This window comes from Dokdonella sp. (assembly GCF_039926425.1).
Classification (GTDB): Bacteria; Pseudomonadota; Gammaproteobacteria; order Xanthomonadales; family Rhodanobacteraceae; genus Dokdonella_A.
Genome location: NZ_JBDSWZ010000211.1, coordinates 1 through 17396, shown reverse-complemented (window position 1 = coordinate 17396; position 17396 = coordinate 1). Strand labels below are relative to the sequence as shown.

General features: G+C 62.6%; 16 protein-coding genes. 5 read left to right on the top strand and 11 right to left on the bottom strand.

Annotation, left to right across the window (positions count from 1 at the left end):
• The coding region (locus ABIV12_RS12370; RefSeq protein WP_348059706.1) for an alpha/beta hydrolase at positions 1–686 on the bottom strand (686 nt) is incomplete at its 3' end.
• 308 nt (positions 687–994) lie between these two features.
• Between ABIV12_RS12370 and ABIV12_RS12365 the strand changes: the two genes are divergently transcribed.
• Entirely contained in the window at positions 995–1846 is an 852-nt protein-coding gene (locus tag ABIV12_RS12365) for a PA2928 family protein (protein WP_348059704.1), read from the top strand.
• A 73-nt stretch (positions 1847–1919) separates the two neighbouring features.
• On the opposite strand, the gene ABIV12_RS12360 is transcribed toward ABIV12_RS12365, so the two are convergent.
• The 4 genes from ABIV12_RS12360 to ABIV12_RS12345 form a co-directional block, all read right to left on the bottom strand.
• Positions 1920–2654: a copper homeostasis protein CutC gene (locus tag ABIV12_RS12360; RefSeq protein WP_348059702.1), complete on the bottom strand. Its 735-nt coding sequence runs from the start codon at positions 2652–2654 to the stop codon at positions 1920–1922.
• 13 nt (positions 2655–2667) lie between these two features.
• Positions 2668–3684, bottom strand: coding sequence for a N(4)-(beta-N-acetylglucosaminyl)-L-asparaginase (locus ABIV12_RS12355; RefSeq protein ID WP_348059700.1), 1017 nt, complete (start codon positions 3682–3684; stop codon positions 2668–2670).
• A 161-nt stretch (positions 3685–3845) separates the two neighbouring features.
• On the bottom strand, positions 3846–4256 hold the full coding sequence (locus ABIV12_RS12350; RefSeq protein WP_348059698.1) for a hypothetical protein: 411 nt from the start codon (positions 4254–4256) through the stop codon (positions 3846–3848).
• Between the two features lie 468 nt (positions 4257–4724).
• Positions 4725–6095, bottom strand: a complete 1371-nt coding sequence (locus ABIV12_RS12345; protein WP_348059696.1) for an FAD-containing oxidoreductase — start codon at positions 6093–6095, stop codon at positions 4725–4727.
• A 195-nt stretch (positions 6096–6290) separates the two neighbouring features.
• On the opposite strand from ABIV12_RS12345, the gene ABIV12_RS12340 reads away from it, so the two are divergent.
• The 3 genes from ABIV12_RS12340 to ABIV12_RS12330 all read left to right on the top strand — a co-directional run bounded on the left by ABIV12_RS12340 (position 6291) and on the right by ABIV12_RS12330 (position 9088).
• Positions 6291–7181, top strand: coding sequence for an SAM-dependent methyltransferase (locus ABIV12_RS12340; protein WP_348059694.1), 891 nt, complete (start codon positions 6291–6293; stop codon positions 7179–7181).
• A gap of 154 nt (positions 7182–7335) precedes the next feature.
• Positions 7336–7779 carry a DUF2231 domain-containing protein gene (locus ABIV12_RS12335; protein ID WP_348059692.1) on the top strand — a complete coding sequence of 148 codons (444 nt, stop codon included), beginning with the start codon at positions 7336–7338 and terminating at the stop codon, positions 7777–7779.
• A complete protein-coding gene (locus tag ABIV12_RS12330) occupies positions 7772–9088 on the top strand; it encodes a sorbosone dehydrogenase family protein (RefSeq protein ID WP_348059690.1) in 1317 nt (438 codons plus the stop codon). The genes ABIV12_RS12335 and ABIV12_RS12330 overlap by 8 nt, the downstream gene beginning before the upstream one ends.
• Positions 9089–9191: 103 nt before the next feature.
• Here the strand turns inward: ABIV12_RS12330 and ABIV12_RS12325 are convergent, their stop codons facing one another.
• The 6 genes from ABIV12_RS12325 to ABIV12_RS12300 all read right to left on the bottom strand — a co-directional run bounded on the left by ABIV12_RS12325 (position 9192) and on the right by ABIV12_RS12300 (position 15471).
• Positions 9192–9695 carry a DUF3060 domain-containing protein gene (locus tag ABIV12_RS12325; RefSeq protein WP_348059688.1) on the bottom strand — a complete coding sequence of 168 codons (504 nt, stop codon included), beginning with the start codon at positions 9693–9695 and terminating at the stop codon, positions 9192–9194.
• 455 nt (positions 9696–10150) lie between these two features.
• Positions 10151–10675, bottom strand: a complete 525-nt coding sequence (locus ABIV12_RS12320; protein ID WP_348059686.1) for a hypothetical protein — start codon at positions 10673–10675, stop codon at positions 10151–10153.
• 27 nt (positions 10676–10702) lie between these two features.
• Positions 10703–11083 (bottom strand): BON domain-containing protein, encoded by a 381-nt coding sequence (locus ABIV12_RS12315; RefSeq protein WP_348059684.1) that lies wholly within the window; start codon positions 11081–11083, stop codon positions 10703–10705.
• A gap of 242 nt (positions 11084–11325) precedes the next feature.
• Positions 11326–11874 carry a YdeI/OmpD-associated family protein gene (locus ABIV12_RS12310; RefSeq protein ID WP_348059682.1) on the bottom strand — a complete coding sequence of 183 codons (549 nt, stop codon included), beginning with the start codon at positions 11872–11874 and terminating at the stop codon, positions 11326–11328.
• 75 nt (positions 11875–11949) lie between these two features.
• On the bottom strand, positions 11950–12309 hold the full coding sequence (locus tag ABIV12_RS12305; RefSeq protein WP_348059680.1) for a YciI family protein: 360 nt from the start codon (positions 12307–12309) through the stop codon (positions 11950–11952).
• 357 nt (positions 12310–12666) lie between these two features.
• Entirely contained in the window at positions 12667–15471 is a 2805-nt protein-coding gene (locus ABIV12_RS12300) for a winged helix-turn-helix domain-containing protein (protein ID WP_348059678.1), read from the bottom strand.
• 267 nt (positions 15472–15738) lie between these two features.
• On the opposite strand from ABIV12_RS12300, the gene ABIV12_RS12295 reads away from it, so the two are divergent.
• On the top strand, positions 15739–17388 hold the full coding sequence (locus ABIV12_RS12295; protein WP_348059676.1) for a hypothetical protein: 1650 nt from the start codon (positions 15739–15741) through the stop codon (positions 17386–17388).
• Positions 17389–17396: the final 8 nt, after the last annotated feature.

The window sequence follows — 17396 nt, the reverse complement described above, 5'->3', positions numbered from 1 at the left end:
ACCGTGCCATCGGCGTTGCCGTGCAATACGAGAGTTGGCACCGTGATCTTTTGAAGATCGGCGCGGAAGTCCGTCGTGCCAAATGCCTCCATGCACCCGAGCGCTGCCGCGAGGTCCGACTGCAGCGCAAGCTTGAACGATTCCTGTCGTTCCACCTCCGTCACCATCATTTCGCCGTCGGCTGTGAAGAAATCGCGCGTGAACTGATCGAAGAAGACTTCCCTGCCGGCATTGAGCCCGGCTTGCATTTCCTGCGCTTTCTCCGTGGTCAGCGGCCCCTCGGGATTGTCATCGGTCTTGAGCATGTACGGAGGGACAGCCGACGCGAACACGACGCTGTGCAACCGCGCTTCGCCGTGGTTGCGGATATACCGTGCCACCTCGCCTCCGCCCATTGAAAAGCCGACCAGCGTCACGTTGCGCAGATCGAGATCCTCGATCACGCCGGACAAGTCGGCCGCCAGCGTGTCGTAGTCAAAGCCCGATGCGGGATTTTCCGAACGTCCGAAACCGCGGCGATCGTACGCGACGACGCGGAAACCCGCGTCGCGCAAAGGGCCAATCTGCGCCTTCCACGATTCGGCCGACAAGGGCCAGCCATGGATCAGAACGACGGGGCGACCACTCCCGCCGGTGTCTTCGACGTGCAAGCGAACGCGCTGTGTAGAAGCTGGGGTGGTTGACATTTCGCACTCCGATTTCAATGGAAACGTGGGGGCGGATCCGCTGCCCCGATGCGCCCATGCTCGAGGTTCCGCCATGAGTCGGTCGTGAATGCATCCAGCTGGCACCAGGTTGCAGAGACAGAATGGACGCCTGCCTTGGACGTGGCCCCGCATCATTGGACGGCGTCGATGCGCGTGCGTCTCGACGACCTGGTGCGTCAGCGTTGCTCGCTGTCGCCCACGTGCGGCTGCACGCAAGTGTTTGCGCAGCAAGCGACCTCAGGCGCTTGCAGTGTCCCTTTCGACTGCACTCGTGCGTGGAGGAACGTATGCCTGTCGTTGACCTCGCAAACGCCGATCGCTCCACCTCGCACATGCGCCGTGCCATCGTGTTGGCCGCTCTGCTGGTCGGTGCGATCGTGATGCTCCTGTTCGCGAACGCTTCGACCATTCGAATCCTGCTCAGCGGCAACCATGGACTGCGGATTGCACAGTTCCAGAGCGCGCCGCTGCACACCGCGAGCGCCGGTGCCGATCGTGTTTATCTGGTCAGTACCCAATCGGACACGCGCTGGGCCGGAGGCGGGAGCCGTGCCAATGCAATCCGGATCCCGTTTCTCCACGTGGACCTGTGGGCGATCGACTCCACCACTTCAACGGTTGCCTGGCGCCGGCGCCTTCGCACCTATCGCAACGGCGAAGGCACAGGCCCCAGCCTGGATGCGTATCGTATTCTCGGCGCCGATGGAGAAACCCTTTGGCTGGACATCCGGGGCCCGCTTGGTGTCTCGCTTGCCGATGGTCATGTCGTCGCCGATGCAGCGCGAATCGAGGCGCGCAATCCACGCCTCGCAGGCAAGCTGGTTCTCGACCGCGGCTACGTCGCATTCGGGCGTAACGGTCTGCAGCTGACGCTGGACGACGCGAGCCAATGGCGAATCGACGCCGCCGATCTCGTCGCGGAACCTCGTGACGTTCCGGTCAGCCGACCAGCCACCATCATCATGCCGGCAAAAACGGGGACGTCTGCGAGCCAGTTCCAGACGCGCGCGCTGGAGATGGGCAATCGGGGCGAGCATGCGCACGACATGCTCGTGCACATCGACGTCGCCACCGGCCGCAGCGATGCGCTCGACCTCAGCAGCGCGAGCCTTGCGGTGGTCCCCGCCGGCGAACGCTGAGCCCGTCTGCGAACGTGCAGTGCTCTTCATCCAGCCGCGTGGCCGACCGGATTGCAGGGCTGATCCCGCTGGTTCACTCCACGTTGCGCAGCGCTTCCACAAGTCGTCGAATCTCGTCGCCGTCGCTGCGCACTTCACCGCACTGGAGATCCTGCAATCGCTCCGGGCGATGGCGCATCTTTGACGCGAGCGCGCGCTTTGCCGACGCATGGAATTCGGTGGCACCGGTCTTCGCGCGCAGACGGACGATGTTGGCGGAATCGATCCCGGCTCCCGGCATGACGACGATGCGGCTCCCTGCCTGGTCGACCAGCTGACCCACCAACGTGGCACCCGCGACAGCACTGGTTTGCTGGCCCGAGGTCAGAACGCGCTCGCAGCCGAGCGCGACGATGTCTTCCAGCGCCTGTCTCGGATTGCTCGTGATGTCGAACGCGCGGTGGAATGTGACCCCGAGGCATCCGGCAGCAGCGACGAGCGTTCGACATCGGTCCATGTCGACCCGGCCATCGGCATCCAGCGCGCCAATGACCACCCCATCACAGCCGAGGCGCACGCAGTGTTCGATGTCGCCGAGCATCGTCTCGAGTTCGAGATCGTCGTAGAGGAAGTCGCCGGCCCGCGGGCGGATCAACACGTACAGAGGAATGCGCAACCGGTCCCGTGCAATCGCGATGGTTGTGATGGTCGGCGTCAGTCCGCCTTCGCCGAGGCTGGCGCACAGCTCGATGCGATCGGCACCGGCGTCTTGCGCCATCAATGCCGACGCCGGCGAGTTGGCGGCAATCTCGAGCAGGGGTCGCGTCATACCGGCCATGCCGTCAAAAGGTGCTTTTCGCGGGGATCAGGGCGTCCTGCTTGCTGGCATCGCAAACCGCATAGGAAAACCCTTTCTGGATTGCCCATGCACCGGCATCGCCGTGACGGTTGAGCGCGAGGAATCCGACTTGAAGGTCCTTCACCCCGTGCGGCTTTCGCTTGATGATGCGCGCCACCGCTTCACGACAGGCATCTTCGGGTGAACGCCCCTGCCGCATCAGTTCGACGACAAGGAAGCTGCCGACATTGCGGATGACTTCCTCGCCAACTCCAGTGGAGGTCGCGGCGCCGACGTCGTTGTCGACGTAGAGGCCGGCTCCGATGATCGGGCTGTCGCCGACGCGACCATGAAGCTTCCACGCCATCCCGCTGGTCGTGCACGCACCCGACAGATTGCCGTGCGCGTCGAGCGCGAGCATGCCGATCGTGTCGTGGTTGCGTGCATCCCCGCGCACGCCACCTGCGGGCGTCGCCTGATCGCTCTTCACTTCACTGTTGGCGACCGGATCGTAATGCGCGGTCTTCAACCATGCGCGCCACGCCGTCTCCGATTCGGGCGTCAGCAGATCCTCTTTCGCAAAGCCCTGCTCGATCGCGAACTGCAGCGCGCCGTCGCCGACCAGCAACACATGCGGCGTCTTCTCCATCACACGTCGCGCAACGGAGATCGGGTGAGCGATGTGTTCGATTGCAGCGACGGCACCACAGTTGCCGTGCTCGTCCATGATGCTGGCGTCAAGCGTGACGCGGCCGTCGCGATCCGGATATCCGGCGCGACCGACACTGTGATTGCGCAGATCCTGCTCGGGGACGCGCGCACCGGCTTCAACCGCATCCAGCGCGCGACCACCCTTTGAAAGAATCTCCCACGCGGCCGCGTTCGCGGCAACGCCGAAATCCCAGGTCGAGACGACACGTGCGGATGCGCGTTTGACAGCAGCCGTTGCGCGCGCAGGAGTGGCGAGCAACAGGGACGATGCGAGAATCGAGTCTTTCAGGAACGTACGTCGGTCGGCCATGCGATCCTCGGGTGACGGAGGGAAACGCCAAGGCGACGACGCATTCGCCGCCGCCCCGCTTCACCGCCGATCGTAACCCGATCGGGACGCCGGAGACCGTGATCGCCTGTCGTTGTCAGGCGATCGTCACGCGCAGTCGTGTTCGCAATGCGCCGGTGAGCTCAGCGATCCTGCACGGTGAAGCGCACCTTGTAGCTCGCCGTGCCGTTGATGAAGAGGTCGACGATGTACGAGCCTGCCGGCCATCCATCGGCCGGTTTGTTCACGGCGAATGTCGCGACGTCGTTGGTGTCGGTCGTCAGTTCGACCGTGCGGAGCTTGAAGTTGGGCGGCGCAACGCCGTTGGTATCCGTGGCGATCCACACCGAACTCAGGTGTGACCCCGAAGGCACGTCGATCAGCGATGCGTGCAGGAACAATCGTGGTGTGTCCGACGCGAAGGAATCACTGATCCGTCCGGATTCACTGTCGGAAACGGCGAGACCGTCCAGATGAGGCGTCCCGGCGACTGCAACCGCGCAGAGCAGCAGCGCGAAGCCGGCGGTAAGGATCGTCAATGCGCGATGGATCATGAGGGTTTCCTGTTGCACGGGATCGGCGGCTCTTCGTCCGTTGCGAGGCGGACAGGCGATCCGCGGTATCTGCGAATCACGTCAGGAGCAAAGACTCCTATGCCAGAAGCGTGCCATCCCTCATCTCCGGGCGAGCGGATCCCCCACCCATGGACGATCGGAAGGACCGTCGTCCGCATGTGTCGTCATTCGGCGGTTTCTGCTGCGCCGGGGACAACGCGATCCATCCCGCATCTCGCGAGATGCGCGTTGGATGTCGCAATCGAGCGTTCCTCGACGTTCACTGCAGCAAGCGCGGCGGGTCGCCGTTGACACACAACGGTTGTCCGACCCTCGCTCCACCTCTCCACGAAGGCCGTCCACCCAAGCAGACCCTGCCCCTTGCTTCCGTTACCCGTCTGCCGCTGGACATCGCGCTGTCGATGACCTTCTGCGTCGTCCCCGTCGCGGCAACGACGGCCCAATCGCTCACTCCGCCGGCGCGCGCGCGTCGCCGATCAGCGTTGGCAACAGCTCCGAGACGGTCGGGTGGATCGGTACCGTCCGCTGCAACTGCGTGGCGGTTGCTCCGACGCTCATCATGTCGATGAAACCGTGGATGGCTTCATCGCCTTCACAACCGAGGATCGCGGCGCCGAGGATCGCTCGGGTTCCAGCATCGACGACCACTTTCATGAAACCAAGCGTCTCGTCTCGTTCGACCGCCCGCCCGACATGCGTCATCGGGCGCTTGGCGATGAGATAGGGTTTGCCGCGCGTTCGCGCTTCGGCCTCCGTGATGCCGATCCGACCCAGCGGCGGGTCGATGTACAGTGCATAGCCGCTGACGCGATCGGACAGACGGCGTCGTTCGCCGTCGAGCAGGTTTGCGGCGATGATTTCGTAGTCGTTGTAGGCGGTATGCGTGAAGGCGCCGCGGCCGTTGCAGTCGCCGAGTGCCCAGATGCCGGGAACACTGGTTGCCAGTTCGTCGTCGACGGTGATGTAGCCTCGTGTATCCACCGATACGCCCGCACGATCGAGGCCAAGATCGCGGGTGTTGGGCGTTCGCCCCACCGCAATGAGCACATGGCTGCACGCGACCGGATCGCCGTCGAGGGACACCGTGATGGATTCGCCCGAACCCGCAAACGTGATTGAAACCACACCGGTGCGGATGTCGATCCCCTCGCCTTCGAGGATCGAACGCACTTCCGCCGAGACGTCTTCGTCCTCGCGTCCGATCAACCGCGGACCTCTCTCAACCACAGTGACGCGCGCGCCAAATCGCCGATGCGTCTGTGCATATTCGAGCCCGATGTAGCTGCCTCCAATGATCAGCAGATGCGCCGGGACGCGATCAAGGGCCAGGATCGACGTATTGGTGAGGTAGGGAATCGCACCGAGACCCGGCATGTCCGGCACCGTCGCGCGCGCGCCGACATTGAGGAAAATCTGCGGCGACGTGAGCAGATCGTCACCGACGCGCAGCGTGTGCGCGTCGTCAAAGCGCGCGTGCCCCTCGATCACCATGCAGCGGTCCATGCCGTCGAGCCATGCTCTCACGCCCTCGCGTGCATGGGCGATCACGGTATCGGCGCGCGACTTCACTTTTGCCATGTCGATGCCGACATCGCCGGTGATCAGCACGCCAAAATCCGCTGCCCGACGGGCGACATGCGCTGCGCGCGCGCTCGCGACCAGCGTCATGGTCGGCATGCAGCCAGTGTTGACGTAGGTGCCGCCGAGGAATTTTCGTTCCATCAACGCGACGGTCTGACCCGCCTTCGTCAGGCGGTCGGCGAGCGGAGGACCGGCCTGCCCGGCACCAACGATGATGGCGTCGAATCGACGGGTCATGACGATCTCTCCGCGAAGCCCACAGTGGTCGCGCGACAGCTTGATGACGAGGCCCACGCATCGCATTCGGGACACATGCATTGCTCCTGACGAGTCCAAGCCTGCGCCCTACTCTACAGGCGCCGGGAAAATCGCGGCACCATGACGCGTCGCCCGCACCGCGACTTTTCGCCCATCGCGATCAATACGGTTACGATGCGCGCCTTCGCATTGTCGCGGGCCGTGTCCGCAAAGCAGTTGTTGGTGGCGCATTACGCCGGTCCACTCCTGACCCACATCACTGCCGCCGCGTTGCTGGCTGCGCGGGACGCTGGCGACACCGACTGGACGGGATCGCTCGACCTCGGCGTTTCCACGCAGACCGCGCAGCTGGCAAGCGACCGCTGGCAATGGCGGGGCGCGCATTACCCGTACGCGGAGCGACTGAAGGACCGGACGATCCACTACTGGAATGGCGACACGTTCGCGTTGGCGTCGCGGTTTTCCGGTTCATTGATCAAGCTCGTTCCCACCGAATGGGGCGCTCCGACGTTCGAGATCGACGGCATCAAGATGCTGCCGACGTCGAAGGAATCGCCGTTCGAGGACGCGCGGCGCAAGGTCGCGTTGATCGATCCACGCGGCAAGGTCGTGCTTGATACCTGCGGTGGACTGGGTTACTTCGCCGCGTGCTGCCTCGACGCGGGCGCGGTGCGAATCCGCTCGTTCGAGAAGAACGCCGACGTTCTTTGGCTGCGTACACTCAATCCCTGGTCACCGGATCCCGATGCGCCGGCAGGCAGCGCGCGACTGGAGCTTGAACACGCTGACGTGTCGCACGCGATCGCCACCATCGCCGATGCCTCGGTCGACGCACTGCTGCACGATCCACCGCGCTTCGGCATCGCCGGGGAGTTGTATTCGCAGGTGTTCTACGATCAGCTCGCTCGCGTCCTGCGTCGGCGTGCCCGCCTGTTCCACTACACGGGAAGCCCGAACAAACTCACCAGCGGCCGCGACGTGCCGCGTGAAGTGAGCAAGCGTCTCGAGAAAGCCGGATTCATCGTGCAGCTTGCACTCGATGGCGTGTTGGCGTTACGTCGCTGAATGGAGTCCTACTCCTGATGCAGCATGCGCGTCGCTCCTCTGGACATGCGACGCGCCGACACCGATGCTGAGTGACGACGCTCGCGCACCGTCGACGTTGACCGAACGGCGACACCGTGTAGAGCACGACTTTTTCCTGGCGAGAACAGCACCGATGAGTTCTTCGATCGAACCGCGCCGCTCCGTCGTCGCCAACAGCCTCTATGGCCTCCTCAACCCGATCCCGTTCGGATTGTTCGTTGCGGCACTGATTTTCGACGTGACCTATTTTCGCAGCGGCACGATGCTCTGGAACAAGGGTGCCGCGTGGCTGATCACGTTGGGTTTGTTGTTCGCGTTGATCCCGCGCGTCGTCAACCTGACACAGGTTTGGATCACGTCGCGACGTTTTGCAACGTCCACCGATCGACTCGATTTCTGGCTCAACCTGTTTGCAATCGTCGCGGCAATCTTCAACGCGTTCGTGCACACCCGGGATGCGTTTGCGGTGATGCCGACCGGAATGTGGCTGTCGATGTGCACCGTTGTGCTGCTCGCCATCGGGCGTGTTGCGGTTGGCGTGCAGTCATCAGGTCGCACGGTAGTCGTCCATGAATAAGCCCATGACCAAGACCCTCATCGCGCTTGCGCTCGCAACCATCGTCGCTGGCTGCGCCGGCAAGGCGTCGCTGGATGCCGCGCAGCAATCGGGCGATACGCCGCCACTCCCGGCGCCGCAGAATTTTCTCGTACCGCCGATGCAGGTTCCTGACGGGGTGGGCTGGAAAGACGGTCAAACTCCGCGGGTCGCTGCCGGTTTGAAGATCGAGAAGATCGCCGATGGGCTGATGCATCCACGCCAGTTGTACGTGCTGCCGAACGGCGACGTGCTGGTGGTGGAATCGAACAGCCCCGGCACAGAGCCAGTGACGACTCCGAAACAGTTTCTCGCCGGCATGATCAAGGGAGGCTCCGGCAAAGGCGGAAAAGGCGGCAACCGCATCACGCTGCTGCGCAAAGCCGCTGACAGCGGAAGCTGGGAGAAACACCCTTTCATCGACCATCTGCATTCTCCATTCGGCGTGCAGCTGATCGGAGATTCGCTGTACGTCGCGAACACCGATGCGATCGTGAAGTTTCCCTATCAGACAGGCTCGACGCAGGTCACGGCACCCGGAGTGGAATTTGCCGACCTGCCGGGCACCATCGACCACCACTGGACCAAAGCGCTGCTCGCAAACAGCGACGGCACGAAGCTCTACGTCGGCGTGGGCTCCAACAGCAACATCACCGAGAATGGACTCGACGTCGAATATCGGCGAGCCGCCGTGCTCGAAGTGGATGTGGCGACTGCGAGCAGTCGCATCTATGCGTCGGGAATCCGCAATCCCACCGGACTCGGATGGGAACCGACGACCGGAAAGCTTTGGGCGATCGCGAACGAGCGAGACGAAATCGGCGCCGATCTGGTGCCGGACTATCTCACCTCGGTGCAGGACGGCGGGTTTTACGGCTGGCCCTACAGCTACTACGGTCAGAATGTCGACACGCGCGTCACGCCGCAACGGCCGGACCTGGTCGCCAAGGCGATCAAGCCGGACTACGCGCTCGGCTCACATGTCGCCGCATTGGGGCTGTGGTTTTCAGCGGCCAATGCATTGCCCGACAAATACCAGGGTGGCGCATTCGTTGCCGAACACGGCAGCTGGAATCGCTCGCCGCTGAGCGGCTACGCGGTGGTGCACGTCGCGTTCCAGCAAGGCAGACCGGTTGGTGCACCCGAGCCCGTCGTCACCGGTTTTCATTCCGATGACGAAAAGGACCTGTACGGTGCGCCGGTGGGTCTCGCGCAGGACAAGGACGGCGCGTTGCTGATCGCCGACGACGTGGGCAACACGGTCTGGCGTGTGACTTCGGACTCGCACTGAGCGCGCCACTCCTCCGGATCGGACGAGTCGGCACGACGGCATCGCCTTTCTTCCTCGTTGATCGGTTCGCAATATCCGCATCACGGGATGCGCATCGTGGGACTCAACGAACTGGCTTGAGTGTGTTGTTGCTGCCGATGTCGTTGATCCGTGGCGAACCCGTGCTCCAGCTGACTTGATTGTCCTGACCGACCGCGGACACGTTCTTGAGCGATTTCGCCTTGACGATTGCCGAGTCGCCGGTCAACGACAAATCATCGACGGCATCGGACGTCAGTTGCGTGCCGCTTCCGATGAGCGCCACATCGCCGATTTTGCGTGCGGTGATGACCACGCCATTTCCCGAGACCTGCACCATCGTTGCCGATTCCACTGTTGCATCGGTCTCGCCGCCGATGAAGTAGAGTTTGTTGCATTCGCCGGTGAACACCAGTTTCGCACCCGACGACACGACGTTCACGTCGCGATGTGCGCAATCGATGGTGGCGGACTTGGAGTTGACGATCAGCGGGGTTTCTTCCGCCACCGCGCATCCGATAAAGGAAACCGTTGCGACGATCGATACGGCGAGCAGATGGCGGGATGGACCGGTCATGGGTTTGTGCATGGCCATACCTTTTTGAGAGTGAGGGGACGCTCGACTATAGCGTCGACGCGGCGCATCGCGACCTCCACAGCGGACGTTCATTCCGCGAACGTTCAACGTGTCGGACTGGGCCTCAAGTGCTCGGCGTATTCCGCAACGCGCATGGCCGAGCGAGCGATCAAGCCCGCGCGGAGGCGCAGGTGGCGATCCTTTGTCCCGAACATCGACGGGGTGGATCTGGAAGGCGATACCACCATTCATCTGTGGTCTGACCAGCAAGACGCTGCAGCTGCACATTGGAGCGCGGCTGAATTGCGAAGCGGCGACACGGGTGACGCGCGGACCCACCCGCTTATTCGAGGACACAAAAAAAAGTGCCGGCATTGGCCGGCACCTTTCCCTGACTTACTTCACGGAGCGTTCGCCATCAGCCTCGCCGACTTGGCAACGCCGAAGCCATTCCCCGGCGATTGACCTCAAGCGGACTTTGCGCTCGCCTCGGTTCCCGTCGAGATGTCGTCCGCTTCGTACTTCTTGAAGACGTCCTTGGCAACGTCGCGCTGCTTGGAATCTTCGGTATGGACGGAAATCAGGATATTTCCCTCGCGAATCTTGGCGTCGTAACGCTTCGCTTCAAACTCGGGAATTCCCATGCCGACCAAGGCTCCAATGACGCCGCCGGCAGCCGTGCCGACCGCTGCGCCGCCAAGCGCAGCCATGATCGGGCCAGCCGCGATGAACGGACCAACGCCCGGAATGGCCAGAGCGCCGATTCCGGCAAGCCAACCCAGCGCCGCTCCAACACCCAGCCCGGCCACACCTCCGGTTGTCGCTCCTTCGGGTGCCTTGGTGTTGTGCTCGTGCGCAAAATCCTTGGTCGTGCGCTTGTCCGGCAACAGTGCAGAAATATCATTGCTGGAAAAGCCCGACGCCTTCAGCGCAGTGATGATGTTTTCAGCCTGGGCAACGGTTTTTGTCGTGCAATAAACAGAAGCGTTCATTCAAATCTCCTCAAGAATAGCGACGGATCAAGGGGCAACGTCGAGCTGGTTGTCGACGCGAGTGACGCCAGCAACTCCGCTGACGATCTTCTCGACCTTCATTTTTTCTTCAGCGCTCGCGACCGGTCCGCGCAGCGTGACAACGCCACCTGCAGCAACCAGTTTCACGTTGTGCGCTTTTGTAGACAATGTATCGTCCTTGTAGATCGCACTGCGCACATCCGCCGCGAATTTGACGTCGCTCGAATTGTTCGGCTGATCCATCGGAGTCTTGGTATCGTGATCCATATCGCGTTTATTGACGCGCGTGTTGTCTGCCTCGGTCGGCGGCGCATCGACGGCTTGGGCAGTAACAGCGACGCTCAAGAGCGCTGCGATGCCGAAGATTTTCTGTCTCGAATAATTCATGGCCTTCCTCGTTGCACGGTCATCCGTGCTGGTGACGCATGATCGAGTTCATGCGGTGTACGCGTTGTGAACTGCAAAGATGAAAAAATACTTCCGTTCACATGGTTCGCGTTATGCGCGTGCAGGATGGCGCATCTGTGACAGTGTCGAATGGTCGGCCACTGAGAAGGACAGCGACTCAACCGCCGAGGCAAGGCTCGCCGCAAGAAGATGGTTCGATCGCCGACGCGCGAGTCGTTCAGCTATTCCGCGGCAGTTGGCGCAGTCATGCTGTTGCTGTACATCCCCGAGCGGTCGAAACAGCAGATGCGTCGTTTTCCGGCTGCAAGCATCGAACACGCGGTCGCGATGCGCTTGCCGCGCGTCTCTGCTTTCTTGCCCGAGGAGATCCACTGGATACAGTCGCGTCGCGCAACTGCCGTGATTGCCAACCATTGCGCTTTCGCGCCCGGATGTGCCGCGAGTGCACAGCGCAGATCGACAGGCACCTGCGGCTCGGGTTCCTTCGCCACCGGTGTCATCGACAGCGCGATGGTGTCCCCGACGGCAACGTTCGCCGCCTCGCACATCGCCTTGGTCACTTTGAGCCAGTGACCGCCTTGGCCATCGGGCTCAAGACTCGCCTGGAACGGATGGCCAGAAAAGGTGCCGTCGACAGTCACCATGCTACGCGTCGGCAGCTTCCCGCTAGACGCCTTCGGCACGAGCACGAACAACCACAATGCACCTGGCACATTTGCCGGGCGCAGCAGCGTTGCGTTGAAGCGGATGATGCGTCTGGAAACGGCCATACCCAACGTTAGCACGCACGCGCCTTGCGGCTTCGCGCGGCCGCTTTCGCGCACGTTCAACGCAGACGCTGGCCGTCATTCCAAATCTGCGCTCTCGAACATCGGCCTGATTTCAATCTCGCTCGGTCCGGGCATCGGATTGGGGCAGCGTTTTACCCAATCAACAGCTTCGTCCATGTCCTTCACGGTCCACAGCCAGAAGCCGGCGACCAGTTCGCGACTCTGTGCAAACGGACCGTCAATCACCGTCCGGCTGGAACCATCGAAAGCAATCCGCTTGCCGTACGACGACGGCTTGAGACCGTCGCAGTCGCGCAGGATGCCGGCGTTGCGCAATTCGTCATTGAAGCGACCCATCGCCTCGAGGTCCACCCGTTTGGGGAGGATGTTCCGTTCACTGTCTTCAGTCGCCTTCACGAGCACCATCACACGCATGATTGATCTCCTCAGGTTCTGGCTGCACTGTCCAGCCCGTTCCTGGAACAACGAACCGGCATACCGGAAATCGACACAGAATCGCTGCCCATCAACGGGTGATCCTTCCAGAAGTCGCTCGCGCTCCATTGCGACACTCGCCGCCGCGCGGTTCGGATCGTTCATTTTTGCAACGCATACCGGCAGTCCTTCGGGTGATGGTCGCGCTTTCGAGTGTCATGATTCATTCGAAACAGACGCACGGCTCCGCTCATGATTCTGGCGGCAACGAGAGCGGACAGGACGTGGCCTGATAACGCACGTCCGCGAAAAATGGCTCCACGCAACTGACGCCGTTGTGTACACGTGCTTTCCGTTTCAACGTTTCGCGAGCGCCAACGCTTCTTTCGCCTTGCGATAGAAAATGCCGTCGGTCGCGGCCTTTGCGTCCAAACCGTCGACAGCAGACTGCAGCATCGGCACTGCCGCGCGCTGATCGCCGCGTTTTACGAGCAGCAAGCCGCGCAACGCGCTCAACTTCAATTGCCACTGCCCGTCTGCACCCGCGGCTTCCAGCACGGTGTCGTCCAGCGGTTGCAGCAAGTGCGCGGCTTCGTCCAGATGGCCGAGTTCAACCGCGACCGCCGCCAGCCAGAATCCGGCGATCTGGCTTTGCGGATTCTGCGCAGTGAGCTGTGCAGTCAACTTCTCGTAAGCCGGCTTCAGCCGGTTCTCGGCGTCGCGTGCGTCGCCGCTCTCGTAGAGCACCTGCCCCCAGTTGATTGCGGTGATCTGGGTGACGTTGTGATCGGGGCCGAGTTTCGCGAGAAAGCCGTCGTGCACGCGCTGTGCATAGTCGAGCGCCTTGGGCCAGTCCTTGCGCTTCACCGCGATATCGAACAGATCGCTGAGGATCATCAGGTTGCGCGTGTGATCGGCGCCGAGCTGTTTGATGACCGTTTTCTGCGCGTCCAGCAATTGTGTTTCGGCGCGCGCGGGATCCCCTTGGAGGGTATAGGTGCGCGCCATTGCAGCCTTGGCGAATGCAACGACCAGCCCGTTGTCGTCCGGGCGCGTTGCGATTTCGTCGATCAGGCTTTGTCCCTCCTCTCGCGCTTCCTTGAGCTTTCCGGTCTGCGTGAGTGCGTTGATGAGGTCCATGCGCATCGAATCGCGCCGCGTGAAGTTGTCCGGTTCGGTCTGCCGCAACAGCGGGATCGCCGTACGGTAATCCGGCAGCGCCTTCGCATAGTCGCCCTGGTTCATGTGGTAGATGCCCCAGGCCGACGCCACCAGATACGTCGTATGCGTATCCGTCGCGCCCGCGGCAAGGCCGTCGAGGATCTTCAGTTGTGCCAGGGATTCATCGAACTTCGACGTCCGCGTCAGCAGGCGCGCCAGCAGCGTCCGCGCATTGAGCGCATTGGTGCTCGCCGCCCCTTCTTCGCGTTCGTAAAGCGCAAGCGCCTGTCGCGCTTCGGCCTCCGATTCGGGCAAGAGCTCGATCATGTTGAACAGAGTTGCAAGGCTGGTGTGGATCGACGCCTCGGTCAGCGGCTGCGACGCGAACCGTTTTGCAACCCGATCGCGCGCGCCAAGCAACACATCCTTCAAGGAAGCGCTCTGGCCCTTCGCCACGACCAATGGATTGGATCGACCGATCAGATCCTCGTTGAGAAACCGATTGATCGCCGTCGCACGGTCCAGCTCGCGCCGCGCATCGTTGCGCGCATGAAGTGCAGTCTGGTACAGCGCGAAGGTCACTACAAAGCCCGCCGCGAGCGCGGCGATCAGTGCAACCAGGTAGGGCCGACGCGCGACGTTGCGCGCGAGTGCTTCGTGCGCATTCCGCGTCTGCTCACGGATTTCATGTGCCTGCTGCGCCTGTTCACGACGTACGTCACGGTTGCGCAATCGCTGCGCGAGTTCGGCAGCACTGGCGAGCCGGCGCGACGGATTTCCGTCGGTGGCCAGTCGGATGTCCTCGCACAGCAGATCATCATCGATGTCCTGCTCCCACCCGGACGCCATTGGCTTGCCGAGGTCGCCCGCAAGGATCTGGTACAGCATGATGCCGAGTGCGAAGACATCGCTTTGCACTGTGGGCACGTGCCCGGAAAACACTTCCGGCGCCACATACAGCGGCGTACCGGTGGACGAATCGTGGCTCGACGCCGGGTCGGCGGCCAGCCCGAACTGGGTGATGCCGAGTTCTTCGAGACGATCGGGGTCGAGTAGTCGACCGCTGCCAAAATCGGTCAGGCGGATGCGTCGATCGTTGCCGTTCACTGCGATCAACACGTTGGCCGGCTTCAGGTCCTTGTGGAGCACGCCAACGCCGTGGGCCACCGCCACCGCATCTGCGATCTGCAGGAACAGCTCCAGGCGTTCGTCACGGGTCGTCGACGTAAGCCCGGTCTGCGCCCATTCGGACAGGCTCTGACCACCGAATTCGCATTCGAGGAAGAACGGCGGATTCTCGAAATTCCAGTCGATCAGATCGACGAAGTGCGTGCGCTCGTCGAGACTCTCCTGCAGCACGCGTGACAGCGTGGCTTCGCGTTTCAACGCACGTAATCGATCGTCACTGCTGGCAAACTTGTAGACGCGCCGTTCGCGTGTCTTGGCGTGTTCAGCCAACCACACCTCGCTGTGACTGCTGCCGCCCAGATGCGCTTGCAGAATGAAATTTTCCCGCCCCGGCACCGGCTGACCCGAATGGAGTTCCAGGCGACTTGAATGCTTGCGCCCCAACGCCACGCGTTCGATCACGCCGGTCAAGCGGTAGCCGACACGGGGCTGCGTCACCAGCAGCTCGGCATTCGCCTCGCCAAGCGCGCGCCGCAACTTGGTGATCGCGTTCGGCAGAACCTTGTCGACGGTGACCCGACCGGCCCAAACCTGGCTGAACAATTCGTCCTTGGTCACCACCTCGCCAGCATGCCGCAACAGGCACGCCAGAACTTCCAGCGCGCGTCGTTCGACCTCCTCACGCAGTCCCGCCACGCGCAATTCAAACGAGGCTTCGTCGAATTCGGCGGTCCCGAAGCGGTAACGGTAATCGGTCTGCTCGCGCGATTCCTCGGCGTGTTCCGGCAACGGGCTCTCCATCAGCGTTTGGCTCACGCGCGGCAACCGGATCTCCGCCAGCCAATGCCCGTCAAGCTCTTGACCGGCAATCATACGATGCCTCGCAAACGACGCGGTACAGCGGTCGTTACCGATCCGTTACCGCCCCGTTATCGATCCGTGCCGACGCAGACCGGCGGTGGCTTTACCGTACGGTCAGCCTCGACGTTCTCCGTCGGACATGTGCGTGAGGCTGCGTACGGGCGACATGAACTGCGACGAGCGCTGATGCGAAAGCGCAGCCGCGGGCGTCGCCCCGATTGCGGCCGTGGCGCCGATGCACGTGCGCGACATTCAGATCATTCAATGTGGAGAAGCTCGATGAACAAGACATGGACTGCTGCCCTGGCAGTCGTTTCGATCGCGCAGGCGCCACTCGCGTTGTCGCAAACCGTGAATTGGCGCGTGGTGGCGGCAGAAAGCAGCGCGATCGTTTCGCCCGATCTTCCGGCAAACATCTCACGCGACTTCACCGACGTGTTTCTTGGCGATGTCGGTGCCGGCCAGGTCGGCTTTCGCATCGCATCACCTGACGCGAGCGACGGCTACTGGGCGCGCAATGCCCAAGGCACGCTCAAGCGTTACATGCAGCCGAACGTCACCGGCCCACTGGGGCCGGGACGCAGTGGTGCCGAAAGCCAGGATGTCTTTCGCGACTACAACACCGCCTGGGGTACTGCGAGCGCAGACGGTCAGCGTTATTTCTTCGGACGTGCGGGCGGTGCGAGTGCACCGGCTGCCGACCTCAGCTACGGTCTATGGCGTTGGGACAAAACCCACAACATCGAACTGTTCCGCTCGCTGACCGACGGCCCGCTGGGCCCGAATCTCGGCGTCGGCGCCGTGTTCCAGAGTTCGTCGAGCTTCGTCAGCGGTTTCCTGCAGACGAACGGCGGCGCGGCCCTCGCCCGTGCCAGCATCACCACCCAGAGCGGTGGAAGCGCCACGGCGTACATCAAGAACACCCCTGGCTCGGGCAACCACGCCTGCATGGTCGTCGGCTCCACCGATCCGCAGTATTCGCCGGGCTTGGGCAGTGGCAGCTTCTCGTCCAGTCCGTGGGTGCTCTCGACGACGCCGGCGGGGAAATTCTACGGCCGCTTCGGCACGAGCACATCGCGCGAAGGCATCTGGGAACTCTGCAACGGCAGCAGTCCGCCGCAGGCGATCGTGCTCGACGAAGACACCGGACCCCTTGGACCCGACCTTGGAATCTCCACCGCGTATTTCACCGAGTTCTTCGGCAGTCCCATGCCAGGTGCGGCGGGCACGCTCTTCTTCGTCGCGTCCGCGCGCGAGAATTCGTCGAGCCCGAGTTTCGGTGGGGTCTACATCCACGATGCGGTCAGCAATCGTCCGCTTGCACTGAAAGGCAATACCGCCGACTACTCGCCGCACTGGCCGCAGGTACCGCAAGCGGTCTTCAGCAGTTTTTATTACGACACGCTCAGCACGTCGGGCGATTACGCGTCCTTTGAAGCGGACCTCACCACGTCGGACAGCTCTCCCCACGGCCTTTGGCGCGTGCGCGCAAATGGCAGCCCCGAACTGGTCGCGTTGATCGGCATCACCGGGGACTACGGTCCGGAACCATCGCGCACCTGGCGGGATTTCAGCGACAGCGCCATCCTCGCGAACGGCGACATCGTGCTCGAAGCAACCACCGACCCCGGCAACGAGCGCGCGTTGTGGCTGTTGAAAGGTCACGTGGCACGCCGGATCTTCCAGACCGGCCAGAGCGTGACTGTGCAGACCGCGACCGGCGCCGGCCAGACGATGGTGAGCGGATGGTCGCTGCCGCAGGAAACCGGCGGCGGCGCGCAATACAGTCGCGGCGAGGATTCATGGATCGGCGCCGACGGCACCATCCTCATCAGCGCAAGCCTCGTCGACTACTCCGGCACCACGCTGCTGATGGCGCAACCGTCCAACCCGATCGACTTGATCTTCAAGAACGGCTTCGAGCAATGACGATCCGA